The organism is Brevibacillus sp. 7WMA2 (assembly GCF_010748895.1).
Taxonomy (GTDB): domain Bacteria; phylum Bacillota; class Bacilli; order Brevibacillales; family Brevibacillaceae; genus Brevibacillus_B; species Brevibacillus_B halotolerans.
Map to the genome: position 1 here is coordinate 3,070,001 of NZ_CP048799.1, position 26,728 is coordinate 3,096,728.

The window sequence follows — 26,728 nt, forward strand, 5'->3', positions numbered from 1 at the left end:
CGTTAACGCCTCAGCAGCCATACCATGTTTCAAGATATATGAATGGGAAGGCTTATCTGGAATGATCCCCTTCTGTAGTGCGCCGCGTTGTTTCACCAAGACAATTCTGCCTGCAATCTGATACCCCATTTTTTCATAAAGAGATATCGCACTTCTATTCTCAGCAATCGCTTCTAAGGTAGCAATGTCTATATTTAGTTCCTCGTAGATGCTGAGCAATTCTTTCATCATCAGCTTCCCTATTCCACGTCCACGCCACTCTGGTTTGACTGCCGTTCCGCCATTCCAGGCCACCTTTTTCCCTTTGATCATACGCCAGCTGGTTAGAATAAACCCGATAGGCTCCTCGTCCTTACACGCTACAATAGATAAATCAGGAGAAAGCTCATCCTTACCTAAACGTTTCAAAAAAGAATCAGTATCAACCTGAATATCAACGAAATATTCAGAAAACCCTGCGTTCCAAAGCCGCACCGCTTCGTCAAAAGTCAGATGAGTCAGTCGTTTAAAAGTAATCATCTTCATCCCCCTTTAATCAATCATAAGCTACTTCAAAAGAAACGATGCTTCTAAATTTGTAACTCTTGCACAAAACAAGTTTATTCTCTCATTAGATTCTTCTTCATTCAATAAAAGCCGAATAAAGAAACTTATTTATCAAAAAAATCAAAATAAAATTCACCCGCTTCGCTTCATGCCTGCTGAACTACTCCACAGCCTCGGCTTACAAATTGATACACACTATCGGTAAGCTCCATAAGATCGTAATTTTGATCGTTCATGACCCAATTCGTCATCAAATCATCGACAACGCCAAAGACCATTCTACGAGTTACTTTAATATCCAAGAGTGGGTCGAATTCTCCATTCTCAATTCCCAGCTTTAATATCTTATCAATCATGGACAGATAATCCTTTAGAATCTTGTTGATTGTGCGCCGTACCTCTTTATCAGAATGCCTTAATTCTAATTGCGTTACCATCGCAAAATGAGGATTATTCGAGAATCGCGAAAAATGACCTTCTACAAATACTCGCAGCTTATCGGTCGCTTTGCTCGCCCGATCTATATCAGGAGACATTTCTTCTAAAAACTCTGTAATTTTATCTTCAAATAACGACAACAAAATGTCTTCCTTATTTTTAAAATATAAATAAACAGTACCGTCAGCAACACCAGCTCTTTTAGCAATCTTTGAAACATGAGCCTGTTGAAACCCGTTTTCGGCAATAACGACAGTGGCAGCTTCTATAATCTTTTTATATTTCGGTTTTAATTTCCGCACGTTAACCCCTCACCTATTGATCCTGCTATTTATCAATCTCCCATTATTTTAGCCTATCATAACAGGCCTATCCCAACAATGCTTATTACATGCAATGCCAAGGGACCAATATCCCCTAGAACCATCCTATCTTTATACCCCTATGCAGCAAATCCTTGAAAGCAGACAAAGCTCTATAAAGGTACGTTGCCCGATATGTAAGGAAAAGCCAGAAATACAATAAGTAAAAAGTCTTCTCCTGAATGCAGAGAAGACTTTTATACAACTATAGTAAAATGACATAAATAACCCCAAACAAACTGACTATACCTAATCCAAATAGTAGAGCTATTCCTTGAACGTCCAAATTCTGTTCCTTCCACCAAAGCTGCGCATATCGCTGACACTGACAGCGAATCCACTCCATAGACAGTCCCCCTTTCTCTCAACATATTCATTAGAGAAAAAGAAGGGCTAGACGTTTATCTGATAACGTACACCTATCTTTCCTTATGCTTGCGGTTCCTTCGCATAATGGTCAACTATTTGCTCACGTAATGCTCGTTTTAAGAATTTGCCTACAGATGTTTTTGGAATCTCTTTTACAAATAGGACATCATCTGGTAGCCACCACTTGGCAAATTTAGGTTTCAAATAGGCAAGCAGCTCTTCCTTTGAAACGCTTTGTCCTTCTTTTAATACAACGCACGCGATTGGTCGTTCTCCCCATTGCGGATGAGGTACACCCACGCAGGATGCCTCCGCTATAGCCTCATGACCCATCAGCGCATTTTCCACATCCACAGAAGAAATCCATTCTCCCCCACTCTTAATTAAATCCTTCGTGCGGTCAACTAGCTTCACAAATCCCTCTGCATCTACAGTCGCTACGTCTCCCGTATGTAGCCAGCCATCTTGGAATGTTTCTTCACTCCGCTCATCTTTATAATAGCTATCCGCAATCCATGGGCCACGAATTAACAGCTCGCCCATCTCTTTACCATCCGCCTTCACTTCTCCATTCGCCCCCACTATCTTCATCTGAAGGCCAGGAACCAATGTTCCCTGTTTGCAGAGGAAATCTAATTTTTCTTCCTCCGATAGATTTTCTTCCTGATAGCTTTTTAGCTTAGAGCAAGTAACTAACGGGCTGGTTTCCGTCATCCCATAGGCAACATAGAAGGGGATATTAAATTTTTTACGATACCGCTCTACTAAACTGCGAGGAGAGGCAGATCCACCGCAAACAACGGCTCGCAAACTAGAGGTTTCATATCGGCCATTCTCCAATTCCTGTAAAAGACCTAACCAAATCGTTGGCACTCCGGCTGTAATGCTGACTTTTTCTGTTTCAATCAAATCAGCTAAAATCTGAGGCGTAAAGCGCGGTCCTGGCATCACTTGCGTACAACCAAACCAGGTGGCTGCAAAAGGGAAGCCCCACGCATTTACGTGAAACATTGGAACTACTGGCATTGCGATATCTTTTTCAGCTAATCCTAGTGTATCTGCTAGCCCTATAGACATAGAGTGTAATACAATTCCGCGATGAGAATAGATAACGCCCTTTGGGTTCCCTGTAGTAGCGGACGTGTAACACATGCCTGCTGGATCTCTCTCTTGGATGTCAGTTGGATATTGATAGGAAGGGTCTGCTTCTTTTAATAGCTGTTCATAGGAATAAAGAGGTTGTAGATTTGAGGCAGGCAATTGATCGTGATCAGTCATCAGTACATATGCCTTTACAGTGTGTAAGTGATCTTTTATCTGCTCGATTAAGGGAAGAATGTCATCGTCTATCAACAGAACCTGATCTTCTGCGTGATTAATGATATAGATGATATGCTCAGGAGATAAGCGGATATTAATGGTATGCAATACCGCCCCCATACTAGGAATAGCGAAGTAGGCTTCTAAATGTCGGTGATGATTCCACGCTAGAGTTCCTACTCGTTCTCCGCGTTTAATACCAAGTGTTTCAAGCGCACTGGCCAAACGTCTTGTTCTTTCTCCAATCTCCGTGTAGGTAAATCGATAGATACCAGTAGATGTACGTGATATTACCTGTTTTTTGCCAAACATTTTTTCTGCTCTTTCCATCATAGGCGCAAGTGTTAATTGTGCATTCATCATCGCAAACTCCCCCTATTCTATTTACTTTTTGGGACCGGAGCTCTTCTAGTTGCACGAACCGCCTGCAAATGTTTGCTTCTGAATATTCATTCTTGCTCATTCTTGTTTTTCCTTTCCCAAGCCTTAAAGAAAGTTGTAGAATGGTACAGATAAACAATTGTATATTTCTACCACAAAGGAGAATGTCAGCTATGGATATGATCGTTAAAATCTCTACAGAACAGCAATGGAATACTGCCCAAGAGCAAGGTACATACCTACATCCATCCTTAGATACGGAAGGATTTATTCACTGCTCTACTCCGGAGCAATTCGAAGGTGTTGCTAATCGAATCTACAAAGGACAACAGCATCTGCTGCTCTTAGTGATTGATCCTACTCGGCTTAGCTCGGAATTAAAATATGATCTAGCGAAAGACGGACAATTGTATCCACATATTTACGGTCCTCTTAACCTAGATGCCGTCATTCGAGTAATATCGTTTTCATCTGACAAAAAAGGATATTTTTCCCTACCTGCCGAACTCTCTTCCTTGTAATGAAAGTAAAGTTATAAGAAGGGAAGTGTCAAGATGAACCGCGTTCAAAAATTTTTTGTCAAGCAAGTACCATTTGCCCAAACAATTGGAGTTACCATCACACAATCATCACCCGGTGAAGCATGTGCTAGGCTCCCCTTTTCACCTTCTAATGTAAATCATGTCGGCACCATACATGCTGGTGCCCTCTTTACATTAGCTGAATCAGCCGCTGCTGCTTCCATTTTGTCCACCTTTTCTGACTTAGTTCCTCATATTCTGCTACTGGTAACCAAAAGCTCTGTCGAATACTCTGCACCAGCTCAAGGTGATATTGTAGCGATAGCTTCTATTTCCAAGGAGACAGAACAACTGGTTCGTAACACACTTAATCAGCCCGGCGATCGGATACGTTTTACAGTACACACAGAAATCAAGCGAGAAGGAGCCGATGAAATAAGTGCATTGGCTCAATTTGAGATGTATATGAAACGTAACGAAGTCGATAGACAATAGGCTATCAACGTTACTAACACTGGATGAGACAGGTCGTGAATGATATGAATTTATTTTCTTCCGGTAACGATACGTTATTTCAGTCACTTATTGCCGAATCTCCGTTAGGCATCATTAGCGTAGCGGATACTGGTCACATCCTTAGCTGCAACCATGCAGCCAGTAGCACGTTTGGCTACCGGGAAGAAGAGATCATCGGCAAATCTTTTCCTATTTTATTTCCAACCATTCATGGATCTACCTTTCATTCTTTATTTCAGCAGGAAAACCAATCTATTCCCACGTACAATCAGGAATGGATTGGTCTACACAAGAATGGAGCTAGCTTTTCCATAGATGTACACACAACAATCATCACAAATAATACTCCACGAATTCTTGCTATCTATATTAAACAAAATCAGGCCCAGAAGTCTGACCTTTATCAATCTCTGTTTGAGCAGAATCCTTTCCTTGTATACTCTACAGATTTGCAAGGCAGAATTTTCAGTTTAAATCATGCGAGCGAACAGATTTTAGGCTACTCCGCACATGAATTAATCGGCCGTTCTTATCAGGATTTAATGATGTTTGAGGAAGATCGCACCGCTGAGAGTATCCGATTCCGGCGGGTTCTCCAAGGCGGACATTACAAACTAGAAATCCCCTTTTGCAATAAACAAGGACATCTTGTCTACATTTGCCTGATCAGTTTTCCTAAAGTATTTGAGTCACAGGTAGTAGGTGTCTATTTTATGGGATTCGATATTACCGCTAGAAAACAAACAGAACGCGCTCTCATGATGGCTCAGGAAGACTTAAAAAATACGCTTCAGATGCAAAAAGGCATGACCTTTAAATTCATTAAGTCTGGCAAGGAATTTATTTATACAATGGCAGATGGCGAATTGCTGTATCGTCTAGGTCTAACACCAGAATATGTAGTAGGTCGTCGTATGCAGGACGTCCTCCCTTATTTGCAAAGTAAGCGAAGCTACTACGAAAGGGCTTGGCAGGGAGAGAGTGTTACCTACGAAGAAAATGTAGTAGGTGTCTGCTATGTAGCCTCCTTGCGTCCAATTGTCCGCAATGATCGTGTAGTCGAGGTAATCGCTTCATGCATTGATATAACGGAACGAAAAAAAGCAGAGGAAGAGCTACGTTCAACTAAGGATTTACTGGAATCTCTGTTTACCAACTCAACGGATGCGATCTATGTCTTAGATTTAGATGGTACTGTGCTACGAATTAATCGAGCTTTTGAAAAAATGTATGGTTGGAGTAGTGAAGAGGTAATTGGTCGACCTTTGCATGAATTTTTGCCAAATGATTCTCAGCAAATGATCTTTGTTTGCCGTGATAAGGAAGAAAATAATTACATTACCAGTTATGAAACACATCAGGAGCGAAAAGATGGTAGTAAGCTCTATGTCAGCCTGAGCTTATCTCCTATCCATGATGTAACTGGAAAAATTGTGGGAACAGCAGCTATTTCCCGAGATATAACAGAACGAAAAGCAACCGAGCAACTCCTGCTTAACTCTGAAAAATTGTCTGCTATCGGTGAACTAGCTGCTGGGGTAGCCCATGAAATTCGCAACCCTTTGGCAGCGTTACGCGGTTTCGTACAATTGCTCCGTTCATCCGTAAAGGATTATCAGCCTTATTTTCAAATCATGCTGACGGAATTAGATCGTATTAATATGATTGTTAGCGAACTATTAGTTCTTTCAAAGCCACAGGTATTACGTTTACAACGGAAGAGCCTACAGCAACTGTTAACCAGCGTTGTTTTGCTGTTACAAACACAAGCCATTATTAGCAACGTCCAGGTGCTATTGGATTTTGGTGATGATGATCCTTATGTAGAATGTGAGGAAAATCAATTAAAACAAGTTTTTATCAATTTACTTAAAAACTCATTAGAAGCAATGGATAATGGTGGCATTATTCAAATTACGGTAAGTACAAAAGAAGAAAGTACTTATATTCAAGTAGTTGATCAAGGCTGTGGAATTCCCGACGAGCTTATCTCTCAGTTAGGTCAACCGTTCATCTCCACAAAAGAAAAAGGCACTGGGTTAGGATTAATGATTACACAAAAAATCATTAAAGAGCATCGTGGTAATTTGTCGATTAGTAGTGAAGTGGGCAAAGGTACAACCATTACAATCCGATTACCGCTCGCTCACTCCTCCAGCCTCTAAGAAAATAGCGGTCAAACTAACTCGCTTTTATGCCAGAATTACAAGCTTTTTTGGTGTTTCCTCTATGATCAATGAATTAGAGCCGATTTCGCCAATCTTGTAAGAGTAAGAGGAACGGCTCTTATTTTTAACATCCTTCTAATAATTAATCAAGAACAAGTATTGAACAAAAGGCTTCCATGACTTAAAGTAAAGATAACGTTTTCCTTTTTTATACTCAAATGGAAGAGTGTGCTCCAGTTTTTTAGAAGGTAGGGTGGTTTTTTTACATGAGTAACTTGAAAGCTCTCCCGTTCTTTTCCTCTGTATCGCATCAGGATATTCTTGATCATCTACCAACAGGAGTCATTCAGATCGATAGTAGAGGAATCATCGTTTATACGAACCATGTTTTACTCCAATGGATAGGGTATGCTGAAACCGAATTGATTGGTAGGCCGTTGCAAGAGTTTTTTCCTGACTTTACATTAAGAGACTGCGAAGAAGAGGCATCTCCTGTTGAACAGCATTATGAAATCAACACGATAGATAACGGCTCTCTTTATGTCAAAGCACTCATTCAATCCTACAGAAAGCAGGGCCAAACGACTCATCTCCTCCTAATTAGAAAGTTGGGCAAAAAAACGAAGTGGCGTGGAATTTTCGAAAAGTTCAAACAAAGCAACTCGCATCTTTCACCTGATGATGCTTACATGACCCTAGATATTACAGGAGCTTTTCGGGATGTCAACGAGAAATGCAGTGTAATAACCGGATACACGGAATCTGAATTATTACAAAAAAACGTCTATGACCTACTACATCCAGATTATTGGACTGAAGCAAATCATATCTATGAACACCTTCAAACAGGGACTCCGTTTGCAACTACTCTTTCCATCCGGCATAAAAAGGGACACCCCGTGTGGCTACAGGTTATGTTTCTTCCCTTGCTTGCCTTTGATCAAATCGTTGGGATGCACGGAATCGCAAAAGAGTTTTCACACGAGCATATGTTAGAAGAAGCGTTATGGGAAAGCCAGCTTAAGTATCAAATTCTAGCAGATTATACTTCTGATCTCATCACTTTTCTAGATTCACGCGGTAAAGTAGTCTTTGTTTCCCCCTCTCATGAAACGATATTCGGACATCCTCTGCAAGACTACTATCAACAACACCCATTTGACTATCTGCATCCTGATGATATCCCTCATTTGCGCAAATGGTTTCATCATATATATGAAACAAAGCAAGTAGATGCTGATCCTATAGAATTACGGGTCAGGAATCATGACGGACATTTTCTCTTCATTCGTAATTCCTGTATTCCTATGCTTAGTAAAGACGGAGACATTCTGGGCTTTGCCCTCATCGGAGAGAACATTCATCATCAAAAACAAACCGAGAACCTTTTACAACAATCAGAAAAGCTTTCTCTGATTGGCGAATTGGCTGCGGGCATAGCTCATGAAATTCGTAATCCGCTTACGGCACTGCGCGGATTCACTCAGCTTTTGCAGACCCATCCTGAAGACAGCAATAAATATACAGACATCATGCTAAAAGAATTAGATCGCATTCATTTTATTGCAAACGAATTATTACTGTTAGCTAAACCACAGGGATATCAATTAGCGCCAAATGATATCTGCTCCTTATTGCAGGATGTAATTACATTATTAGAATCCCAAGCTATATTAGCTAATGTCACGATCTCTACTCACTGGGAACCGGATATCCCCTCTCTTCTCTGTGAACCCCGTCAGTTAAAACAAGTATTTATCAATATCATCAAAAACAGTGTAGAAGCCATGCCCGCTGGAGGTTGTATTCATATTGAAGTAACAAAGCTAGAGCATCATGTAGTAATCCGCTTTTCTGATGAAGGCTGTGGTATACCTCTGTCTACATTAGAAAAAGTAGGCAAACCATTCTATACAACCAAAGAAACCGGAACTGGGCTTGGTCTCATGGTTAGTTCCAAAATTATACGTGAGCACAATGGTACTCTTCAGCTACGAAGTGAAATGAATCAAGGAACTACCATTGAAATTACTTTACCCTACATGCCAGAAGTAACAAAGGAATGATAGAAAACGTGGGTTCTCTCCTTTTCGAAGACAGGAGCCTGATCCTAGCCCTGCCCTTGTATCGTGTTATGATAAAAAAATCACTCCCTAGTCCATATAAATTAGGGGAGTGATTTTGCTTGCGTCGAAACGCCGTTTTACTTCTTCGCGTCTTCCTCGAAGACAGGTTGTTCAATTTTACTGATGTATTTAATATCTGCATTTTTCACTAAAGTATGAATCCATTGATCAAAAAACTCTTTTTTGTGCTCGCTCATTGCCTTCTCTTTTACTTTATCTTTTACATTCTCATAAACAGCGTTATCACCAAATTCGGATTTATGCTGTTCAAAATATTTTTTTATTTCTTCGTCTTTCAATGGAATAGATGTAGCAAAGGCCTTCTCAGAAAGCTCGCTCATCTCCAAATCCTTACGCATGTCTGCTTCTGTAATTTTCTTGCGTTTTAAGAACTCTTCAAATTCTTCTTTCGTTCCCCAGCTTTTCTTAATCTGTTCTACTTCAGCATCTATTGCTTTTTGGTCAACTTGTACCCCAAGCTTTTCCGCTTCTTGTCTTATAACAATTTCTTTGATTGCATTTTCCATAACCTTTTGCTGACCTTTAGGGGTAAAGCCATTAATGACACGATCTTTTGTTATTGCCTCTCCGTTAACAGTAGCTACTGCTGGTTCTTGTGTTTCCTGCTTACCTGTCACACCTAGTATAACTAAACCTACTACTAGAATTGCAATAGTAAGCATGGTTACGTCAAATTTTTTCATCATTCTACTCCTTTTGCCATTCTATACTTTCCTTCCTAGTCTTCACCTAGTGTAACATAAAAGAAATAAGAACTTGTGTAAAAAATATGGAATCCTTGTAAGAAACTCAAACAAAAAACAACCTAACCGTGTCAGGTTGCGTAAACTTCTCCTGTTATGTTTTCTTAGGAAATACCGTAATCCTACGAATGACGACGTAGCAGTTGAAGTTGAACAATGTAGGTATCTAGCTGCTGGCTGATATGTACTACCCGCGAATCGACAAAATTACCTTTTTCTTTATAAGCTTGAATCATATTCGATCTTAAAATTTCGATTGTTGACTCTAACGTTACTTCTTCCATAACACCCTCCACACTTATACTTTCCTTACTAAGTATAGGTATGTTTCCAATTCTTTACTAGTAAAACCTTTCGACTTTCCATGTAAAAACATGCGAGAGCTTGTCATAATTACTCGTATTTCACTAATCAAAAAAAGTTTATCGATTGTTCCTTACCTATTTTCGAGAGAAAGCGCCAGCATTTCCTAATAAACAGACACTTTCGACACTTTCCCTCTCGTTGCTTATATTATCCCAATATATTCTAAATAAATCAATCTATTAATTGTTTTAAATGCTCGCTTCGATCCCACTCTTTTTGTAAAAGTTCCTCTAGATCACTAACAGACCCCTTTTTATACAGATCGTGTTTAACCATTCTTCTGACTCCATGCGGAAAAGCTAAGTCATGATACATGATCCACTGATCCGCTTGGGATAAAGCATTATTAGATAAATATTGGTCTATTAAAGTAGTAAAAGCTTTTCTGCTCCATCTAGCCTGTTTTTTTACAAGCAAATTAACCAAACGTTCCAAATCCTTAGAAGGAAAATCATGACGTGTAAATTCCCAATCAATCACCCAAAATTGCCCTTGACGCTTAAAAACATTTCCCCGATGAAAGTCCCCGTGACAAATCCACTGTTCGGCAACAGATCGGTATTTCAAATTAGCATAATAACTAGACCTCTGTAATGCTTGGTAAATCTCATAACCGACCATTTGAAAATATGGGAGATACTCGCACATCACCTGTTTTCGTTCCGAGGAGCTGTTCTTGTTTTTTTCATACCAGCGTTTCAAATAATACAGACCTGATTGATAGTGTTCATTCCAAGTATCCAATCCCATGTATTTTGGGCTCATGGGAGTGCTAAAACCATATGATGCACGATGCAACTGCCCTAATAAAACACCGCGCTCCCATATATTTTCTACGCTGGTTTCTCCCATGTCCGGATCAGTAGATGGATCACCATAAATGTATTGTTGCATTAAATAATATTGATTGTTCCAGATAAAATAGCGTTTTCCATCAACTGTAGGTAAAACATTTGGAATAGAAATACCCGTACTCCGAATTTGATCCTCTACTGCCAAGATAAACTGCAATCGTTCCTCATCCAGAATGATCCTCTTCAGGACGTAGTCTCCCTTTGACGTTTTCAAATGGATTACGATCGTTCTTCCCGTATCATGCAAAATATCCGTTTCTAGGATTTGCATACAATACGTATGTTCCACGGCTTTCCTTAACTCCGTGTTCAAAAGAATCACATCCCATCTGTTCATTCTCCTTCATCATACGCCGAGGGAATAGGAACGGATGGTAAAATGGACGAAAATAAGCACCCATTTTTCTTTTTAAAAAACTCTCCATCACTTAACGTGACAGAGAGCTTAAAAATGTAAGATGTGTAGTTGGCATTGGCTTGGGTTGAAGCAGAGCTTGAAGGGAAGCTTTAGGATGGATCTCCATGCGACGAAGAGTATACATTCCTTGCTTTGGAGTTGTCTTACTCGGAACAGTGGTAAATGCCATCTTATATCCCACTTCACGTACCGTTGGCAGCATGGCACGATTAAATCCTCCGTATGGATAAGCAAGAATGTCTATATTTTTATGTAGTTTAGCCTCAAGCATGGCCTTGGACAGAGCTAATTCCTGATAAACAACATCAGGCGGTAGCTTATCTAGGTGAGCATGCGTCATTGTATGTGATTGAAAATCAATTAAACCACTGTTGTGCATTTCCTTTATGTGGTCCCAAGTCATAAAGGAAGGTCTTCCTACTGATCCAGCTGTAACAAAAATTGTCGCTTTTTGCTTATATGCCTGAAAAATAGGATACGCAATCAGATAATTGTCGTCATATCCATCGTCAATTGTGATCACTACAGACTTGTCTGGCACCTGCTTACCTTCATTATAGTATTGAAGTAATTCAGTTGCTGTCAGAGTCTGATATCCTTCATCATGCAACCATTTCATTTGTTCCTCAAACTCTCTAGGAGGTACACAATAGGGATTATCCGGCTTATCCGCAATAGAATGGTAGATCAATACAGGAATACCCTTCATTGAATATACAGCTCCCACAGAAGCTGGAAGCATGATTATTAATGCAATTACTTGCAAAAATAAAATTGTTTTCTTCATCAAAACCTCTCCCATGGTTAAAAATTACTCTTTCTGTTTGGCTTTCGCTTTTGCTTTCCCCACTTTTAACCGTGCATGCATTCGTTCCAGTTCTCTCTCTGAACGAATGTAATTATGTTTGAGCAATAGATATTGTTCAATTTCACTTAACAAATAAAAGAGCGAGGCCCTCACTTCAAATTCTTCACGTGTAACAGGCAAAGGCTCTTGGCGTACACGTTCTCTAATTTCTCGAATGCCATCTAAATATACATATGACGTATTGCCTGGATGTATTTTTACACTCAGCTCATCGAGAAAATCAGCAATCTGTTTTCCCTGAGGAACCTGTAAAGAGAGGCCTGAAACAATAGGCAGCATTCTCTCTAAAATATCGAATTGCTTCTCCCGTATACCAAAATAACGATAAATGGTTGATTCAGGTCGCAACAAATTATTTTCAACAATCAGTAAGGAAAGCTCTTTTGCTTTTTTTATCAAGACAGGTGTTTCCACCATTTCTGACCCTGGCCATCCATCTTCCCCATGGCGTAAATAGCCTGCCAATTCCTTTAAAATCACAGAGAAGTTTTTTTCTACTTTTTGCTGAAGCTCCCATAATTCCTTATCTTTGTTAGGCATATATAAATTCATCAGGAGCCCCATTCCTATACCGATCGTAACCAATTGTAATTCATTCCATAAGAAGCTCCAGCTTAAATCCTGCTTCAAATAGATATGTAACATAATAACGCAGCTGGAAATAAACCCCTCAATTACACGTAAGCGTACTAATGTCGGAATAAAGATCAACATCATCATCGTGATTGTGAAAGCATGAAATCCAACCCATTTAAAAAACAGAAGGCTGAAAACCATGGCGACTAAGCATGCGATAAATCGATCAATGGAAACGCTAAGCGAACGCTTTCGCGTAATTTGAATGCATAGGATCGTTAATGTACCCGCTGACGCATAGAACTCTAGTCCAAGTAATTGAGCAAGAAAAATTGATAATCCAGCACCAATTGCTGTTTTCAGTGTTCGGTAACCAATATACGGCATCTATTGCCCCCTTTCTTCCTCTTCTCCTCACTATACTATAAGCTTTTTCCTTTATTTGAAAAAGGACAGAAAAATCTTTTTCGAGGAAATAAAAAAACGGAGTGACAGGTAACGTCTCCTCCGTTTGGCATTTCGATTCGATAATCCTACTCAATTTCAAACTGTACCGAAACAGTTGTTTCTACTTTAATTTGTCCAGGAGCGATTGAACTACCCTTAGCTGCTGAGTCCTGCATCGATAATTCATTTTTCGCTAGGATATAGGGACGTTCTACAACATTGCTCTCTGAAATGGTCAGTACTTTTTTCACTGTCACTCCAGATGCCTTGGCTAGCGCTTCTGCTTTAGCCTTTGCATTTTGAACAGCTAATGTTAAGGCTTGCCCTTCATATTTGGCTTGTTTATCTGTACTTAACTGAACGGAATCAATTCGATTAGCTCCGGCTGCTGACAGCTTATCCAACAAATTACCAATCTTATTGAGATTTCGATATGTTACTTTTACAATATGCTGGCTTTGGTAGCCTGTCAGGACAGGACCCGCTTTATCCTCGTAATTGTATTGTGGGCTAGTTGCAAATTGAATGGTTTGAATTTCTTTTTCAGATAAACCCTCCTGATTCAGCACCTTTTCCACTGCAGCAAAAATTTTTGCATTCTTTTCCTGTGCTTCCTTTGCTGTTTTCGCATTCGTCTCTACTCCTACTTGGAGATAAGCCACATCCGGGTCAATAGAGATACTACCTACTCCTGTCACATTAATGTTTCGAATAACCTGTGCCTCTTGAGCATGTGCGGCAGGTACAGCAGCCAAAAAACTTCCACCTGTTAACAATCCAAGTGTCAGAAATGACGCTACTACTTTATTCATTGCTTTTTTTCTCATGATTATTGCCACCTTTCACTCATGCGCTCACTATTTCAGCATTCTGCCAATATACGCATTATCTGAATACCTGCTTTGACGAACCTATTGTTGAATTCGTTTCAACAGAAAAGATCACGCACTGCCACGTATGATAAACTTCAACGGTAGCTCTACTTTTTTAGTGACAATTTTTCTCTCCTTTAGCTTGTTTCTCCGCTCAAGAATCTGGTCGATAAATAATTGAAAAGCGACCTTGCCTGCTTCAAAACTAGGTACATTCATCGTGGTTAAATCAAGAATGCTTGCCAACGGTAAATTATCAAAGCCAATAATAGCCAAGTCCTCAGGAACACGCCATCCTAGTTTTTTTGCTTCTGTTATCATACCTGCTGCTGGCAAATCACCTGCAACCATAATTGCTTGTGGACGTTCCTTTAGCCGGGCTAATTGCTGCACAACCTGCGAACCATCCTCCATCTGATAGCAATTTTCAAAAATCCATTCTGGTCGAACAGGTTCTTTCAAGTCGGCAATCCCTTCTAAATACGCTTGCATACGTTTTTTTCCGTTATGAGTGCCGCTTGTCCCAAGAGAAAAGCCAATTTGTCGATAGCCTTTTTCCACTAAATAACGAAAGCATTCCTGCGTTCCCCTGTACCGATCAACATGTACATAAGAGATGACTTCACTGTCTACTTTTTCGCAAGCAACGATCGGTCCGTAGGAAGCATACGACTCTACCATCTCCCATTTGCCTTTTCTGGAAACAATGATCACTCCATCTATTTGCTTGGATTTCAGCATATCCAATACGCGCTTCTCTTCATTTTGATCATAATTGGTCTGGCATAAAATTAATCGGTAATTATTCAGCAATGCTTGTTCGGCAATTCCCTCCAGCACCATTCCAGCAAAGGGATGATTGACAAACGGCAATAGAACCGCCACCATTCCTGTCCGCCCTTTTACTAGATGAACAGCGTTACTATTTGGCGAGTAATTAAGCTTATGTACAGCATCCCAGACTGCCTGACGCTTAGCTTCCTGCACATAGGGATGATTGTTAAGAACGCGTGAAACAGTTGTAATCGAAACACCTGCTAGCTCGGCTATCTGTTTTATATTAGCCATGTGTCATCCCCCCTCTCTCCATTTTAAAATAAGCTGAGAATAGTTTCTATGTTCACATAGCTTGAAGAGAATCTGAAGAATTCTCTTGACCTGAAATGCTTTTCATACTGTAAGGTTTATCTTGTTAGTACCATCTGGTGTCGGCGTGACCGTTGGGCGTTACGACACAGTGGTATCCCTTAGATCAACTAGAAAAAGCGGAGGAAATTTACGTGGAGAGAAAAATCGTATTTTTTGATGTAGACGGAACCTTACTTACTGAAGATAAGCAATTACTGACAAGCACTCGCGATGCGGTACGTCGATTGCGTGAAAATGGAATCTATACTGCTATCGCTTCTGGTCGTATGCCTAAGCAATTAGAAGACATATGTAGAGAATTAGACATTCATTCTTATGTTTCCATAAATGGTCAATATGTTGTATTTGAAGGCGAAGAAATTTATAGTAATCCAATAGCGATAGAGCAGCTAACAGATTTAACTGATCTTGCCAACAAACACGGTCATGTCCTTACTTATGTAAATCATGAAATGCTATGCGCCAACCATCTTAACGATCCTCTTTTGGACGTAATTTATGGTGAACTACAATTGGCTAAGCCTACTCTTGACCCTGATTTTTACAAGCAAAATCCAATTTATCAAAGCATTATCTTCTGCGCACCTGAGCTTGCTAAGGAGTATATGGAACGCTTCCCTCAATTTGGCTTTATTCATTGGCATGATTATGCCTTAGATATTATTCCATTGGGCAGCTCCAAAGCAGTCGGCATCCAAAAAATGCTGGAACACGGTCATTTTTCCCTTGAGCACACCTATGCCTTTGGTGATGGCTTAAACGATCTAGAAATGCTGGAAACCGTTGGACATGGTGTAGCCATGGGCAATGCCGTTTTGGAAGCAAAACAAAAAGCTCGTTATGTAACAGCAAGCTGCAATGAGGATGGGATTTCCAAAGGTCTCTCTATGTTAGGATTACTAGACTAATTGATTAAAAAGCTTCCTAAAAAAGCCGTTTTCTCTTTATACAGAAAACGGCTTTTTCTCCTATTGTCTTGTTACCTGTTTTATTTTATCCATCATCTGATTCGGTGTAAGTCCGTTTAATTCAGAAATTCCAGATCCCTCTAGAGCCACCGTTTTGCCCGAAAAAACAGGGTAGATTCCTTGCCATTTTTCTACGGTTGTGAAGGTATTGGAATCCATTTTTTTTAAGAATAAAAAATATTCACCATCCCCAAGTGCCCCTGGATACTGTAAATTTAAAGGGTCTCCTGCCTCAGGCTTAGGTTCCAATCCATAAAATACAAGCCGGACTTGTCTCCCTACGCTCCCCTTCAATGTTGCTTTTACTTGAAAGGTTTGTGTATATTTGACAACTTTTCTTCCTTGTACAGTTTGATTCGTCGCTTGTTCATGAACAGCCTCCAATGCTGTGGCACGAATGATTGCCTGAGAAGCATTGGTTAGTTCCTTGACAGAACTAAATTTTATTTCATTTTGGATCACCTGTACGTGCTGTGCCTCCTGAATAGATCTCCCCGTATCTGGGCCCCATTCTGTGTATCCGATCATTAATACCGTAAGCATCCAACTGCTGTACCACATGTTGTGCCTCCTGAACTTCATGTTTGCTGTTATTATGTGTTAGGACAGTATGAATATATACGATAGTTCTGTGTAACCGGTTACACCCTAGAAGCATTTACCCATTGAACCTGCCATTCTTGACATTTATCTGCCCATTCCTCAGGTATTTCGCTATCACAAATAACTGTCTGAATGTCTTTTATATCTGCAATCTTATAAAAAGTCTGTAATTCCAATTTAGCCTGATCACACAGCACAATGCATTCCTTTGAATTCTCCATAAATTTGCGAACCAAAAAAGCTCGTTCGGCATCATGATGGCTCATTCCTTTTTGTAAGGATAATCCATCTACACACAGGAAAGCCTTATCTGCATGGAAATATTCCATCATTTTTTCTGTCATCAAGCCGCATACACGTGCATGCTTTTGATGGACCTTTCCACCTAAAAAGTAGATATCTCCTGTAAATTCGTCCTTTTTCTCCTGAAGAAAAAAGGCTTGCAGTAATCGCACAGAGCAAGTAATGATCGTCACGTCTTGTTTTTCTAATAAGTAGGGCAACATATATAGTGAAATGATCCCATCATCTAGAGCTACACTTTCACCATGCTGCACCAAATTTGCTGCTGTCTGTGCAATATCTTTTACGCTGCTATACCAAACTTCTGAGTCGTCTTTATAAGAAAGCAGCTCGATGTCTCCGCTTACTTTGACGGCTCCCCCATACACCCGCCTGAGCCTCTGCTCTTGTTCTAGCTCTTCTAAATACCGACGTACGGATTCTGAAGAGACTTGTAGCTTTTCTACTAGCTCAGTTGTTTTTACTTTTCCTTCTTGTTGTAGTAGTTCTAAGATGAGCTCCTTTCTTTCCTCTCCCACTAATGACACACGAACCGCCCCTTTTTCGCCTCTTTTTGCTATTGTAACCCAACTTTTGTTTTTCAGATAGACTTTTGCTTAGATCATGGAGAAACTCTTACTAAAAATAGCCGACAAGCACTTTTGTAAATGTTTTCTCCTATCATACTTGATAAACAAATACTTTACAAACTTTTGTTTAAGTGATAAACTTTTGTTTGAAAGGAGGAGTGTCACATGGATAAAGAACAACAAATCTTGCACTATATCCGTTTGAATCCCTTCATCAGTCAACAAGAATTAGCCAATAAAATGGGAATTTCCCGCTCAGCCGTAGCAGGGTATATTGCCACTATGATGAAACAAGGCCAAATCAAAGGAAGAGCCTACATTTTAAAAGAAGAAGCTTCCATCACTTGCCTTGGGGGAGCCAATCTGGATCGCAAAGCTCGCAGCAAACAACAAGTCAAACTGCACTCTTCCAATCCAGTTAGCATCTCTCAATCATGTGGAGGGGTAGCCCGAAACATTGCTGAAAATTTGGGACGCCTTGGTTGCGTTACCTCTCTTATTACTAGCGTAGGCAATGACAAAGAGGGTGAATGGGTTCTTGCAGAAACCAAACAGCATGGGGTAGATGTTAGTCAATCCTGGATGCTCTCCTCTGAACAAACGGGTACCTACACAGCGCTACTAGATGTAGATGGTGAAATGTTCGTTTCCCTAGCAAACATGGATATTTATGAAAAAGTAACAACTGAGATGATCGCAGAGAGATGGGCTCATATCGTCGCTTCCGACATTGTGCTTCTAGATACGAACCTCCCTGAGGACGTGTTGGCATACATGATCAAACGCTGTCACGATGAGAACATTACTTTGTATATTGATCCAGTCTCTTCAGCGAAAGCAAAAAAATTACCCGAATCTCTCATCGGCGTCACAAGTATTTTGCCTAACCAGGAAGAAGCTGAGATTCTTTCTGGCATGAAGATTAACAATGTAGAGGATGTAAAAACAGCTTGCCAGTTCATTCGCAAACGCGGCGCTCTCAATGTCATCGTAACCATGGGTGAACAAGGTATTTTTGTTTCTTCCCCTGAACACGAGGTTTTACTTCCACCATATCCAGTGGATGTTGTAGATGTCACCGGTGCTGGTGATGCCTTTGCCTCAGGTCTGTTGCATGGTGTTCTACACGGTGAAGAGCTTTTAGACGCTTGTCGGTTAGGTCTTGCTGCATCAGCTCTGACATTGGTCACAGAACAATCTGTCTCTCCCGAATTACAGCCGGAAAAACTATATCAGTTCGTAAAGGAGAATGCACAATGAAAAACTACTTAACTTTTACTGAAGAGGTTGCACATGCTCTAGAAAATAAATTACCGATCGTCGCTTTAGAAACAACCATTATCTCTCATGGCATGCCGTATCCGCAGAACATGGAGATGGCGAAAAAGGTTGAGCAAATCATTCGCGATAACGGTGCTGTGCCAGCTACGATTGGTATCATGGATGGTAAAATTAAAATTGGTCTTACTGATCAAGAACTAGAAGAATTCGCTACTAACAAATCCGTCGAGAAAGTAAGCCGCCGTGATTTCCCTTATATCCTTGCATCAGGTAAAATCGGAGCGACCACTGTTGCCGGCACGATGATTGCTGCTGAACTAGCTGGAATTGAAATGTTTGCTACAGGTGGTATTGGTGGGGTTCACCGCGAAGGAGAGGTTACGTGGGACGTATCTGCTGACCTAACGGAATTGGCGAATACTAGCGTAGCTGTAGTATGCGCAGGTTGCAAATCAATCCTTGATATCGGACGTACATTAGAATACTTAGAAACCCAAGGGGTACCGGTTGTTGGTTACAAAACAGACGAATTCCCTTCCTTCTACTCCCGTAAGAGCGGCTACGGCGTTGACTTTACATTGGACACGCCTGATACAGTAGCTTCCGTGATGGATACAAAATGGAAGCTAGGTATGCAGGGCGGAATGGTCATCTCCAACCCTGTACCAGAAGAATCTGCTCTTCCATACGATCAGATTGAAGCAGCGATCCAACAAGCACTTGCTGAAGCGAAGGAAAATAATATCGCTGGCAAAAAAGTAACACCATTCCTACTTTCAAAAGTAAAAGAACTAACTGCTGGCAAAAGCTTAGAAACGAACATCGCACTTGTATATCACAACGCAGAGGTAGCAGCTAAGATTGCCGTTGAATACAAAAAGAAACAAAAGCAATAAGTTATCCACATCTAGTTAAATTTGTTGTAAACCATCTTGTTATAAACTCCTGACTATTTTAAAAAGGCAGTTCCAAAGTGATTTCTCTTTTGGAACTGCCTTCTTTTTATGTTAATAGCCTACCTATAATTCATTAGTAAGGACCATATCCAATGAACTGTGCAACAATGATAGCGATTCCCCCAACGACTATCTGCAAGCCAATTAGAGGCATAATCCATTTAAACCAGCGAATCCATGGAATTTTGGCTAAGGCTAGTCCAGCCATAAAATATCCAGAGGTAGGCGTCACAATATTAGTAAAGCCGTCTCCCAATTGAAAGGCTAATACGGCGGTTTGACGAGTGATACCCACCAAGTCAGCTAAAGGAGTCATAATGGGCATTGTTAGTGCCGCTTGCCCACTCCCCGACGGGACAATCACGTTTAACAAGCATTGCAGAATAAACATGCCCGTAGCTGTTAAAGAGGAGGGTACTTGCTGAATCGCTTGAGCTGAATAGAACAGAATCGTATCCATTACCTGCCCCTCTGTCAGAACCAGCAAGATCGCCCGGGCCATCCCAATGATTAATGCCCCTTCTAATAAATCTGCTGCTCCTCTCATAAAGCAAGTAACAAATTCATTTCCACTCATACGACAAATCAAACCAGATACCAACGCTAAGCATAAAAAGATGGTGGCAATCTCCGAAATAAACCACCCTTGCTTGATGACACCAAAGGCAATTGTACCTAATGTCAGCATAAAGCTAAGCAGAACAAGCTTGTGCTTCAAGAGAAATATTTTAGGCCCCTCGCCCTTTTGATTTTTTGCAACCTGCAAAGTAGAAGTCGCAAAATGACTATGCATCATCTCTTTACCAAAGCTATTCTCCACAAAGAAGCCTTTAGACGGATCTCTCTTCACTTTCATCGCATAACGATATACAAAGGTAACACTAACGATGTATAGAACCACGAATAGCCCAATTCGAAAGGTCATGCCAGAAAACAGTGGAAGCTCTGCTATCTTTTGAGCAACACCTATAGTAAAAGGATTAATAAGAGCGGTACTAAAACCGATTTGGGCCCCTACTAGTACAATCGCGGCACCTGTAATGACATCAAAGCCTAATGCCAAAGCCACCGGAATAAGCAATGCTAGATAGGGCAGGGTCTCCTCAGCCATCGCCATTAAAGAACCGCAGACGCCAAAGAATAGCATCATCAGTGGAACGAGCCACTTTTCCTGATTCCCCAATCTACGTGCCATGACTACTACCAAAGCTTCCATTGCGCCAGAATATGTAATAATTCCATATGTTCCTCCGACTATAAGGACAAAGAATATAATGTCGGCAGTCTCTACCATTCCTTTATGAATACTAATCAGCGTATCAAATGGATGGACAGGCTCAGATGGCAGAAAGTGAAAGCTAGCGGGATTGACCACGTTGCGCCCATCAACTTCAACGCGGGCATATTCTCCAGCAGGTACTATATACGTAAGTACAGTTGCTAATAATAAAATGCCTAGCAACAAGACGAAGACGTTTAATTCTCTAGGATGCTTGCTTCCTCTTTTCATCTTGAAAAATCGTGCATTCATGTAAAACAAAATCCCCCTTTCGCATCCGTCTATTATAACGTGAAAAAAGGAACTAACTTTTTTCAGTTCTATGACAGTTGGAAAAAGGGGGGACTACTACCTATTTTGTTTCTCCAAAAAGCTCTTCATGCATCGCTTCACGAGCTGTCTTTACTGCCAGCATGATTTCTTCCTTGCTGGCTTGATCTATATGAATGCCTACAATAGCGGTAACTGTGCATTTTTGGTGTTCACAAGCTAGACTTGCACATTCAATCGCCAATTGATCTTCCTTATGACCAGGTAATGTGATAAGCTCCACTTTTACCTGCTCATCCTGCCAATAAGCGGTCGCAACTGCACCAATATGTACCACTCCCCCACCTATCAGGTAGACGATATCATCCCCCATCATCTGTCGACGCACTTCTATGTTAAACGGTCGTTTCTTCATTATGTAAACCCTCCCTCTGTCTTTATAGCTTTTATCCGTTTCGTTTATTCTTTACTAACGCTACTAATTGGGTATCGACTGGTTTCAACGCTTGTCCATCCTGCCTTACTCCCGTGCCAAAATGAACCTCCCTAACACCTGTTTCTTTTACAAAATCAGACACAGTCTCAATGGTTAAGCCGGCGCCCGCTAGTATAGTTACGTGTGTAGAAGCAGTTCGCTCTACCAACGCTTTCATCTGATCTACTGCTTGCAGGGCGCTTGACTTGCCACCAGATGTTAGAATGCGATCAATCTGTTTATAATGCAGCAATTGTTCAAGCGCTGCTACTTGATCCTCTACCTCGTCAAATGCCCGATGGAATGTCACATGCATGTGTCCTGTTTCCGTTAATAAAGTCTCTAATGCTCGAAAATCAATGTGATGATCTGGCGTTAAAGCTCCCAGAACCACACCTGCTGCACCAAGTTCCCTGATAGTTTGAATATCTTTGAGCATCACATCTATATCGTTTGTCGTATAAACAAAGGATTGACTATGAGGACGCACCATCACACGTACGGGAATTTTCACCTGATTAACTACATTTTTTATGAGACCGTAGCTAGGAGTAAGTCCTCCTTCCCTAATGCCTGTGATCAACTCCAATCGATCCGCTCCGCCTGCTTCTGCTCGCTTCGCATCATCTAGCGTAGTTGCAATTACTTCGAGTATCATGCTACCTTCACTCCCTTTTGGTACGCTTATTGGTTTATTCCTTCTACTTTAGCATGGTAATTGACTACTATGCATCAAAAACGGCAAGAGTTTAACGACTTACCTTTTATCATTATGTAGGAGATGGCTTCGTTCAAACCATACATGCACCAGTGTATAAAGAGATAAAAAGAGAAGGCAGGACCCTTGTCGGATCATGCCCTCTTTATCGTGCTATTTTTTATGATGGTTATAGTTTTTTAATCTCATCTTTTAAAATCTCGGATTGTGTACCAAAAACAATTTGTACACTACCTTGACCTAAGCGCATCACACCTGCTGCACCTAGCTGCTTCAAGGCTGTATCATTTACCTTTTGGTCATCGTTTACTACTAAACGCAGACGAGTAATACATGCATCAATGTTCTTGATATTTTCTTTTCCACCGATATTTGATAATACTTTTTCTGCTTTATCTCTCATAGCATCATTGGTTTTAGCCGTATTCCCATCGGCCGCTGCTGCGAAATCATCTTCGCGGCCAGGCGTTTTCAGGTTCAGCTTCTTAATCATGATACGGAACAAGAAGTAGTAAAGCACGAAGGTAGCAAGACCAATCGGCCAAAGCAGAAGTGGTTTTTGCGACCATTTAAAGTTAACAACGTAATCGATCAAACCAGCAGAGAATCCAAATCCTAGTCGTACGCCTAATTCAACAATAATAAAGGCAATGGCTCCTGTTAAAACGGCATGGATACCATATAGTAATGGAGCAGCAAACATGAATGCAAATTCTACTGGCTCCGTGATACCTGTCAAGAACGCCGCGATTGCTGTACTTAAGAAGATAGAAGCCACCGTTTTGCGGTTTTCAGGCTTCGCCGTGTGAACGATTGCAAGTGCGATCGCCGGCATCGCAAACATCATGATTGGGAAGAAGCCTGTCATAAATAGTCCGGCAGATGGATCTCCCGCAAAGAAGCGATTCAAGTCACCTTTTACGATTTCACCAGCCGCACCTGTAAACGTTCCAATTTCAAACCAAGCGATCGTATTAATAACATGGTGCAAACCAAATGGAATTAGTACACGGTTCGCGATACCAAAGATACCACTACCTACAGCCCCCATACTTACAACCGTATTACCAAATGAATTAAGCGCCTCTTGGACAGGACCCCATACAAGACCAAGCAGCAAACCTAACACTACCATGGTAGAGGATGTAATGATTGGAACAAACCGTTTACCACTAAAGAAGCCTAACCAATCGGGAAGCTTGATATTGTGGTACTTGTTGTAGAAGTAAGCAGCCAAACCACCGGACATAATACCGCCTAGTACGCCCATGTCCAATTTCATTGCATCGTCAATGAAAGCGAATGCAGGTGGAACCGCTTTCAATACATTAAGTAAAACCAATTGTGCAATTACTGCTGCTAAAGCTGCAACTGCGTCTCCTGCCAAACCAATGGCTACCCCGACAGCAAAGATTAAAGGTAAGTTATCAAAAATAGCAGAACCGCCTGCTTTCAGGAATGGAGCGATGTAATGATTCAAAAATTCACCAGTGGTGCCCATGTTAAAGTCTTTAACATAGTCGATTGCTCCAAAACGTAGCAATAGAGCGGCAGCTGGCAAGGTTGCGACCGGAAGCATCAAAGCTTTACCAATCTTTTGAAGAAAAGCCAACATATCATTTCCTCCTTTTGAAGTTATATATGAGTAGTGAAACCTCATGGCGTCCATAAGGTTTCACATCATATCGCTTGTTGTATGCGTTAGCCTTGAAGAATAGCCTCTCTGGATTCGTCTTGCAAAGGCAATAGCTCAGCCGTTGCACGATCTACCAATACGGTCAAATTAGGATGCAACTGTAAAATGGATACAGGCACTTGTGGATCAACTATGCCTGTGAATAAATGACGGACAGCTTCCGCCTTACTCTTGTCATTTACTAGTAACAAGACGTGGCGAGCCTTCATAATCCCACCAATCCCCATCGTCACAGCTTGCTTAGGTACCTCGGATATATCAGAGAAGAAGCGAGAATTTGCTTCAATGGTCTCAGACGCAAGTTCTACTACATGAGTAGATAATGTGAACGCTTGAGCCGGTTCATTAAAGCCAATGTGTCCATTATGACCAATACCCAAGATTTGGATATCAACACCACCTGCTTCTTCCATTGCCTTCTCGTATCGGGAGCACTCTGCCTTCGCATCGGTAAATATACCTGATGGAATATTCGTCTGTTCTTTTTTAATATTTACATGTGAGAACAAGTTATCCCACATGAAATAGCTGTAGCTTTGATCGTGGTCAGCAGTCAGCCCCACATATTCATCTAGGTTAAACGTGGTGATTTGACTAAAATCAACGTTTCCTGCCTGCTGCATGCTGATTAATTCTTTATACATCCCTATTGGCGTGCTTCCTGTAGCCAAGCCAAGCACAGATGTAGGTTTGTTTTCTATTTGTTCTGCCATGATTTCAGCAGCTTTTTTGCTTAGTTCCTGATAATTCTCTGATACAATTACCCTCATTACTTATCCCTCACTATCTACAAGATGTATAGTTGTTTGAAAGGATTAAGCTTTTAGCGTTACTTCAAGAACTTTTTCCTGACCACGAGTCACAGAAGCACCTACAAATTGTGTCATGCTTTCTACAGCATCGCTATTTGTAATAATAATTGGCGTGATTACAGGGTATCCTGCGTTTTTAATGATATCTAAATCAAATTCAATCAGGGTCTGACCCGCTTTTACATCTTGACCGGTCGTTACTTTTGCGGAGAAACCTTCGCCGTTTAAGTTAACAGTATCAATACCGATATGCATCAAGATTTCAGCACCATTAGCTGTCTGCAATCCGATTGCATGTCCGGTGTTAAACAAATGAACGACCTTCGCATCAACAGGTGCTACCAGAACACCTTCTCTTGGGTCGATAGCTAAGCCATCACCAGCAATTTTTTGAGAAAAAACAGGATCTGGTACTTCTTCTAAATGAACTGCCTTACCAGTAAGGGGAGCTAGCAGTTGAGTTGGCTGAACTTCTTTTTTACGAGAAAATAATTTGCTAAACATATAGGGCCTCCTTAGGTGTTCACTGACTTTATCAAATAGAAAAGGCATGAGCATAGAAAAATGGGTATGCCTAAACAAATTGATATCATTTAGGATACTCCATCCTCCACTGCTCATGCCTAGTCGAACTAGTAACACGCTGTGAAAAGACAATTATTCTTTTTTGTCCTTTACGAGTTGAAACAAGCGGAACAAATGCATAGCCATGTATCCCACTTCGTCCTCAGGGACTTTAACATCTAACTTTCGCGAAATGAGCTCTCCTAATTGCAAAGCAAGCTCATATGCCTCAGGAAGCATCGTTTTCACGCGATCCAATAAGGGATTTTCTATTGTTTTGCCTTCCATCAATCGTTCTAGAACGAAGCGGAAATGCGTAATCATTCGAGTATAATGCAAGCTTTCCTTTGTTACCTTCAATGTTAAACGCTCTTCCACCATCTGAATCATCTGTAGGATGAGGTTCGTATGCTTCACTGTCTGGGCTACTGGAATGTAGCTAACAGCTGAGTGAATATGCAGAGCCAAGAATCCGATTTCACTTTCTGGAACCGTAGTCGTGAAGGTGTCTTCGATTAAGGCCGCCGCTCGTTCAGCAAGGATGAATTCCTGCGGATACAGCGCCTGAATTTCGAATAGGAAAGGGTTTACAATTTCCATACCGCTTGACAAGCGATGCACAGCAAACTGGATATGGTCAGGTAAAGCAACGTGAATTAATTCATTGATCTCAGGCGTCATTTCATCACAAATCCATGAAATGATTTCTTCTGCAATTTCAATCACCGACTGATCAATTTGGGTCAGAAGCGATTGGAACTGATTTAAGTGAAGCTCATTTTCCATTCGAAAGCGCTTCTCAATACGTTCATCATTCTTCGCAATCGGGTTGCCTGCTTTTTGCCCAAATCCAAGACCCTTACCAAGCAAGACCATTTCTGTATTCACAGTTGGATCGCTTACCAAGACGACGTTATTGCTTAAAATTCGACTTATGTTATAATCTTGGCTTTTGTACACGCAGACACCACCATAGATCAGAATTACGAACTTGCATTGAGAATCCCTACGTATCCTGCAACAGTCATAAAGTCAAAAAAGAGCCAACATCAGATTTTCTCCATGAAGAAACAAGAAAGAAAAATCCTTTGTGTGGCTCATGCCTGTCTGTAACAGTAACACGCCTGTAAACGCATTATTCGCTTCACATTCATTTTACTATAAAGTTGATAA

The 26,728-nt window shown here is 40.9% G+C and carries 27 protein-coding genes (1 of these 27 only partly in view); 7 read left to right on the forward strand and 20 right to left on the reverse strand.

Annotation, left to right across the window (positions count from 1 at the left end; all coding sequences use genetic code 11):
• The 4 genes from GOP56_RS12665 to GOP56_RS12675 all read right to left on the reverse strand — a co-directional run.
• A protein-coding gene (locus GOP56_RS12665; protein WP_163245764.1) for a GNAT family N-acetyltransferase crosses the window boundary here: on the reverse strand, nt 1–519 show its 5' portion. Its footprint begins 378 nt before the window's first position; 519 of the gene's 897 nt are visible here — the first part of the coding sequence; the start codon lies at nt 517–519; the stop codon falls past the left edge of the window.
• A gap of 173 nt (nt 520–692) precedes the next feature.
• Nucleotides 693–1,286, reverse strand: coding sequence for a fatty acid metabolism transcriptional regulator FadR (locus GOP56_RS12670; RefSeq protein ID WP_003334729.1), 594 nt, complete (start codon nt 1,284–1,286; stop codon nt 693–695).
• Nucleotides 1,287–1,551: 265 nt separating this feature from the next.
• On the reverse strand, nt 1,552–1,692 hold the full coding sequence (locus GOP56_RS23430; RefSeq protein WP_003340726.1) for a hypothetical protein: 141 nt from the start codon (nt 1,690–1,692) through the stop codon (nt 1,552–1,554).
• An 83-nt stretch (nt 1,693–1,775) separates the two neighbouring features.
• Nucleotides 1,776–3,398, reverse strand: a complete 1,623-nt coding sequence (locus tag GOP56_RS12675) for a long-chain fatty acid--CoA ligase (RefSeq protein WP_068792681.1) — start codon at nt 3,396–3,398, stop codon at nt 1,776–1,778.
• 191 nt (nt 3,399–3,589) lie between these two features.
• On the opposite strand from GOP56_RS12675, the gene GOP56_RS12680 reads away from it, so the two are divergent.
• The 4 genes from GOP56_RS12680 to GOP56_RS12695 all read left to right on the forward strand — a co-directional run bounded on the left by GOP56_RS12680 (nt 3,590) and on the right by GOP56_RS12695 (nt 8,687).
• The gene (locus GOP56_RS12680) at nt 3,590–3,937 is read left to right on the forward strand and encodes a DUF952 domain-containing protein (protein ID WP_003334726.1); all 348 of its coding nucleotides are present in this window, start codon (nt 3,590–3,592) and stop codon (nt 3,935–3,937) included.
• Between the two features lie 33 nt (nt 3,938–3,970).
• Nucleotides 3,971–4,432 (forward strand): YiiD C-terminal domain-containing protein, encoded by a 462-nt coding sequence (locus tag GOP56_RS12685; RefSeq protein ID WP_163245765.1) that lies wholly within the window; start codon nt 3,971–3,973, stop codon nt 4,430–4,432.
• A gap of 44 nt (nt 4,433–4,476) precedes the next feature.
• Entirely contained in the window at nt 4,477–6,618 is a 2,142-nt protein-coding gene (locus GOP56_RS12690; RefSeq protein ID WP_163245766.1) for a PAS domain S-box protein, read from the forward strand.
• 269 nt (nt 6,619–6,887) lie between these two features.
• Entirely contained in the window at nt 6,888–8,687 is a 1,800-nt protein-coding gene (locus GOP56_RS12695; protein ID WP_101669109.1) for a PAS domain S-box protein, read from the forward strand.
• Nucleotides 8,688–8,824: 137 nt separating this feature from the next.
• Here the strand turns inward: GOP56_RS12695 and GOP56_RS12700 are convergent, their stop codons facing one another.
• The 7 genes from GOP56_RS12700 to GOP56_RS12730 all read right to left on the reverse strand — a co-directional run bounded on the left by GOP56_RS12700 (nt 8,825) and on the right by GOP56_RS12730 (nt 14,980).
• Nucleotides 8,825–9,454 carry a SurA N-terminal domain-containing protein gene (locus tag GOP56_RS12700; protein ID WP_003334722.1) on the reverse strand — a complete coding sequence of 210 codons (630 nt, stop codon included), beginning with the start codon at nt 9,452–9,454 and terminating at the stop codon, nt 8,825–8,827.
• A 179-nt stretch (nt 9,455–9,633) separates the two neighbouring features.
• Nucleotides 9,634–9,795, reverse strand: a complete 162-nt coding sequence (locus tag GOP56_RS12705) for an aspartyl-phosphate phosphatase Spo0E family protein (RefSeq protein ID WP_163245767.1) — start codon at nt 9,793–9,795, stop codon at nt 9,634–9,636.
• Between the two features lie 253 nt (nt 9,796–10,048).
• Nucleotides 10,049–11,053: a phosphotransferase gene (locus GOP56_RS12710; protein ID WP_254068723.1), complete on the reverse strand. Its 1,005-nt coding sequence runs from the start codon at nt 11,051–11,053 to the stop codon at nt 10,049–10,051.
• A gap of 106 nt (nt 11,054–11,159) precedes the next feature.
• Nucleotides 11,160–11,936: a polysaccharide deacetylase family protein gene (locus tag GOP56_RS12715; protein WP_121472899.1), complete on the reverse strand. Its 777-nt coding sequence runs from the start codon at nt 11,934–11,936 to the stop codon at nt 11,160–11,162.
• A 24-nt stretch (nt 11,937–11,960) separates the two neighbouring features.
• On the reverse strand, nt 11,961–12,980 hold the full coding sequence (locus tag GOP56_RS12720) for an aromatic acid exporter family protein (RefSeq protein WP_003334718.1): 1,020 nt from the start codon (nt 12,978–12,980) through the stop codon (nt 11,961–11,963).
• A gap of 146 nt (nt 12,981–13,126) precedes the next feature.
• Entirely contained in the window at nt 13,127–13,867 is a 741-nt protein-coding gene (locus GOP56_RS12725; protein WP_022585748.1) for an SIMPL domain-containing protein, read from the reverse strand.
• A 114-nt stretch (nt 13,868–13,981) separates the two neighbouring features.
• Complete coding sequence (locus tag GOP56_RS12730) at nt 13,982–14,980, reverse strand: LacI family DNA-binding transcriptional regulator (RefSeq protein WP_022585747.1); 999 nt, start codon at nt 14,978–14,980, stop codon at nt 13,982–13,984.
• 212 nt (nt 14,981–15,192) lie between these two features.
• Between GOP56_RS12730 and GOP56_RS12735 the strand changes: the two genes are divergently transcribed.
• A complete protein-coding gene (locus GOP56_RS12735) occupies nt 15,193–15,969 on the forward strand; it encodes a Cof-type HAD-IIB family hydrolase (RefSeq protein ID WP_163245768.1) in 777 nt (258 codons plus the stop codon).
• A 60-nt stretch (nt 15,970–16,029) separates the two neighbouring features.
• On the opposite strand, the gene GOP56_RS12740 is transcribed toward GOP56_RS12735, so the two are convergent.
• The gene (locus GOP56_RS12740; protein WP_163245769.1) at nt 16,030–16,590 is read right to left on the reverse strand and encodes a hypothetical protein; all 561 of its coding nucleotides are present in this window, start codon (nt 16,588–16,590) and stop codon (nt 16,030–16,032) included.
• A gap of 80 nt (nt 16,591–16,670) precedes the next feature.
• Nucleotides 16,671–17,462, reverse strand: a complete 792-nt coding sequence (locus GOP56_RS12745) for a DeoR/GlpR family DNA-binding transcription regulator (RefSeq protein WP_163245770.1) — start codon at nt 17,460–17,462, stop codon at nt 16,671–16,673.
• A 207-nt stretch (nt 17,463–17,669) separates the two neighbouring features.
• On the opposite strand from GOP56_RS12745, the gene GOP56_RS12750 reads away from it, so the two are divergent.
• Complete coding sequence (locus tag GOP56_RS12750; RefSeq protein ID WP_163245771.1) at nt 17,670–18,764, forward strand: carbohydrate kinase; 1,095 nt, start codon at nt 17,670–17,672, stop codon at nt 18,762–18,764.
• Entirely contained in the window at nt 18,761–19,681 is a 921-nt protein-coding gene (locus GOP56_RS12755) for a pseudouridine-5'-phosphate glycosidase (RefSeq protein WP_003340739.1), read from the forward strand. The genes GOP56_RS12750 and GOP56_RS12755 overlap by 4 nt, the downstream gene beginning before the upstream one ends.
• 133 nt (nt 19,682–19,814) lie before the next feature.
• On the opposite strand, the gene GOP56_RS12760 is transcribed toward GOP56_RS12755, so the two are convergent.
• The 7 genes from GOP56_RS12760 to glcT form a co-directional block, all read right to left on the reverse strand.
• On the reverse strand, nt 19,815–21,272 hold the full coding sequence (locus tag GOP56_RS12760) for a YfcC family protein (RefSeq protein ID WP_163245772.1): 1,458 nt from the start codon (nt 21,270–21,272) through the stop codon (nt 19,815–19,817).
• A gap of 100 nt (nt 21,273–21,372) precedes the next feature.
• The gene (locus tag GOP56_RS12765) at nt 21,373–21,705 is read right to left on the reverse strand and encodes a prenylated flavin chaperone LpdD (protein WP_068792671.1); all 333 of its coding nucleotides are present in this window, start codon (nt 21,703–21,705) and stop codon (nt 21,373–21,375) included.
• A 31-nt stretch (nt 21,706–21,736) separates the two neighbouring features.
• Nucleotides 21,737–22,423 (reverse strand): copper homeostasis protein CutC, encoded by a 687-nt coding sequence (locus tag GOP56_RS12770; protein ID WP_163245773.1) that lies wholly within the window; start codon nt 22,421–22,423, stop codon nt 21,737–21,739.
• Between the two features lie 229 nt (nt 22,424–22,652).
• Complete coding sequence (locus GOP56_RS12775) at nt 22,653–24,098, reverse strand: PTS transporter subunit EIIC (protein ID WP_163245774.1); 1,446 nt, start codon at nt 24,096–24,098, stop codon at nt 22,653–22,655.
• An 86-nt stretch (nt 24,099–24,184) separates the two neighbouring features.
• Nucleotides 24,185–24,949 carry a glucosamine-6-phosphate deaminase gene (gene nagB, locus GOP56_RS12780; RefSeq protein WP_163245775.1) on the reverse strand — a complete coding sequence of 255 codons (765 nt, stop codon included), beginning with the start codon at nt 24,947–24,949 and terminating at the stop codon, nt 24,185–24,187.
• Nucleotides 24,950–24,994: 45 nt separating this feature from the next.
• A complete protein-coding gene (locus tag GOP56_RS12785) occupies nt 24,995–25,495 on the reverse strand; it encodes a PTS sugar transporter subunit IIA (RefSeq protein ID WP_163245776.1) in 501 nt (166 codons plus the stop codon).
• 153 nt (nt 25,496–25,648) lie between these two features.
• The gene (gene glcT / locus GOP56_RS12790) at nt 25,649–26,515 is read right to left on the reverse strand and encodes a glucose PTS transporter transcription antiterminator GlcT (protein WP_022585738.1); all 867 of its coding nucleotides are present in this window, start codon (nt 26,513–26,515) and stop codon (nt 25,649–25,651) included.
• Nucleotides 26,516–26,728: the final 213 nt, after the last annotated feature.

Excerpts from the sequence above, each read along its gene's own strand:
- GOP56_RS23430 (WP_003340726.1), bottom strand. The coding sequence starts at position 1,692 with ATGGAGTGGATTCGCTGTCAGTGTCAGCGATATGCGCAGCTTTGGTGG.
- GOP56_RS12675 (WP_068792681.1), bottom strand. The coding sequence starts at position 3,398 with ATGATGAATGCACAATTAACACTTGCGCCTATGATGGAAAGAGCAGAA.
- GOP56_RS12680 (WP_003334726.1), top strand. The coding sequence starts at position 3,590 with ATGGATATGATCGTTAAAATCTCTACAGAACAGCAATGGAATACTGCC.
- GOP56_RS12685 (WP_163245765.1), top strand. The coding sequence starts at position 3,971 with ATGAACCGCGTTCAAAAATTTTTTGTCAAGCAAGTACCATTTGCCCAA.
- GOP56_RS12690 (WP_163245766.1), top strand. The coding sequence starts at position 4,477 with ATGAATTTATTTTCTTCCGGTAACGATACGTTATTTCAGTCACTTATT.
- GOP56_RS12695 (WP_101669109.1), top strand. The coding sequence starts at position 6,888 with ATGAGTAACTTGAAAGCTCTCCCGTTCTTTTCCTCTGTATCGCATCAG.
- GOP56_RS12700 (WP_003334722.1), bottom strand. The coding sequence starts at position 9,454 with ATGATGAAAAAATTTGACGTAACCATGCTTACTATTGCAATTCTAGTA.
- GOP56_RS12705 (WP_163245767.1), bottom strand. The coding sequence starts at position 9,795 with ATGGAAGAAGTAACGTTAGAGTCAACAATCGAAATTTTAAGATCGAAT.
- GOP56_RS12715 (WP_121472899.1), bottom strand. The coding sequence starts at position 11,936 with ATGAAGAAAACAATTTTATTTTTGCAAGTAATTGCATTAATAATCATG.
- GOP56_RS12720 (WP_003334718.1), bottom strand. The coding sequence starts at position 12,980 with ATGCCGTATATTGGTTACCGAACACTGAAAACAGCAATTGGTGCTGGA.
- GOP56_RS12725 (WP_022585748.1), bottom strand. The coding sequence starts at position 13,867 with ATGAGAAAAAAAGCAATGAATAAAGTAGTAGCGTCATTTCTGACACTT.
- GOP56_RS12730 (WP_022585747.1), bottom strand. The coding sequence starts at position 14,980 with ATGGCTAATATAAAACAGATAGCCGAGCTAGCAGGTGTTTCGATTACA.
- GOP56_RS12740 (WP_163245769.1), bottom strand. The coding sequence starts at position 16,590 with ATGTGGTACAGCAGTTGGATGCTTACGGTATTAATGATCGGATACACA.
- GOP56_RS12750 (WP_163245771.1), top strand. The coding sequence starts at position 17,670 with ATGGATAAAGAACAACAAATCTTGCACTATATCCGTTTGAATCCCTTC.
- GOP56_RS12755 (WP_003340739.1), top strand. The coding sequence starts at position 18,761 with ATGAAAAACTACTTAACTTTTACTGAAGAGGTTGCACATGCTCTAGAA.
- GOP56_RS12760 (WP_163245772.1), bottom strand. The coding sequence starts at position 21,272 with ATGAATGCACGATTTTTCAAGATGAAAAGAGGAAGCAAGCATCCTAGA.
- GOP56_RS12765 (WP_068792671.1), bottom strand. The coding sequence starts at position 21,705 with ATGAAGAAACGACCGTTTAACATAGAAGTGCGTCGACAGATGATGGGG.
- GOP56_RS12770 (WP_163245773.1), bottom strand. The coding sequence starts at position 22,423 with ATGATACTCGAAGTAATTGCAACTACGCTAGATGATGCGAAGCGAGCA.
- GOP56_RS12775 (WP_163245774.1), bottom strand. The coding sequence starts at position 24,098 with ATGTTGGCTTTTCTTCAAAAGATTGGTAAAGCTTTGATGCTTCCGGTC.
- nagB (WP_163245775.1), bottom strand. The coding sequence starts at position 24,949 with ATGAGGGTAATTGTATCAGAGAATTATCAGGAACTAAGCAAAAAAGCT.
- GOP56_RS12785 (WP_163245776.1), bottom strand. The coding sequence starts at position 25,495 with ATGTTTAGCAAATTATTTTCTCGTAAAAAAGAAGTTCAGCCAACTCAA.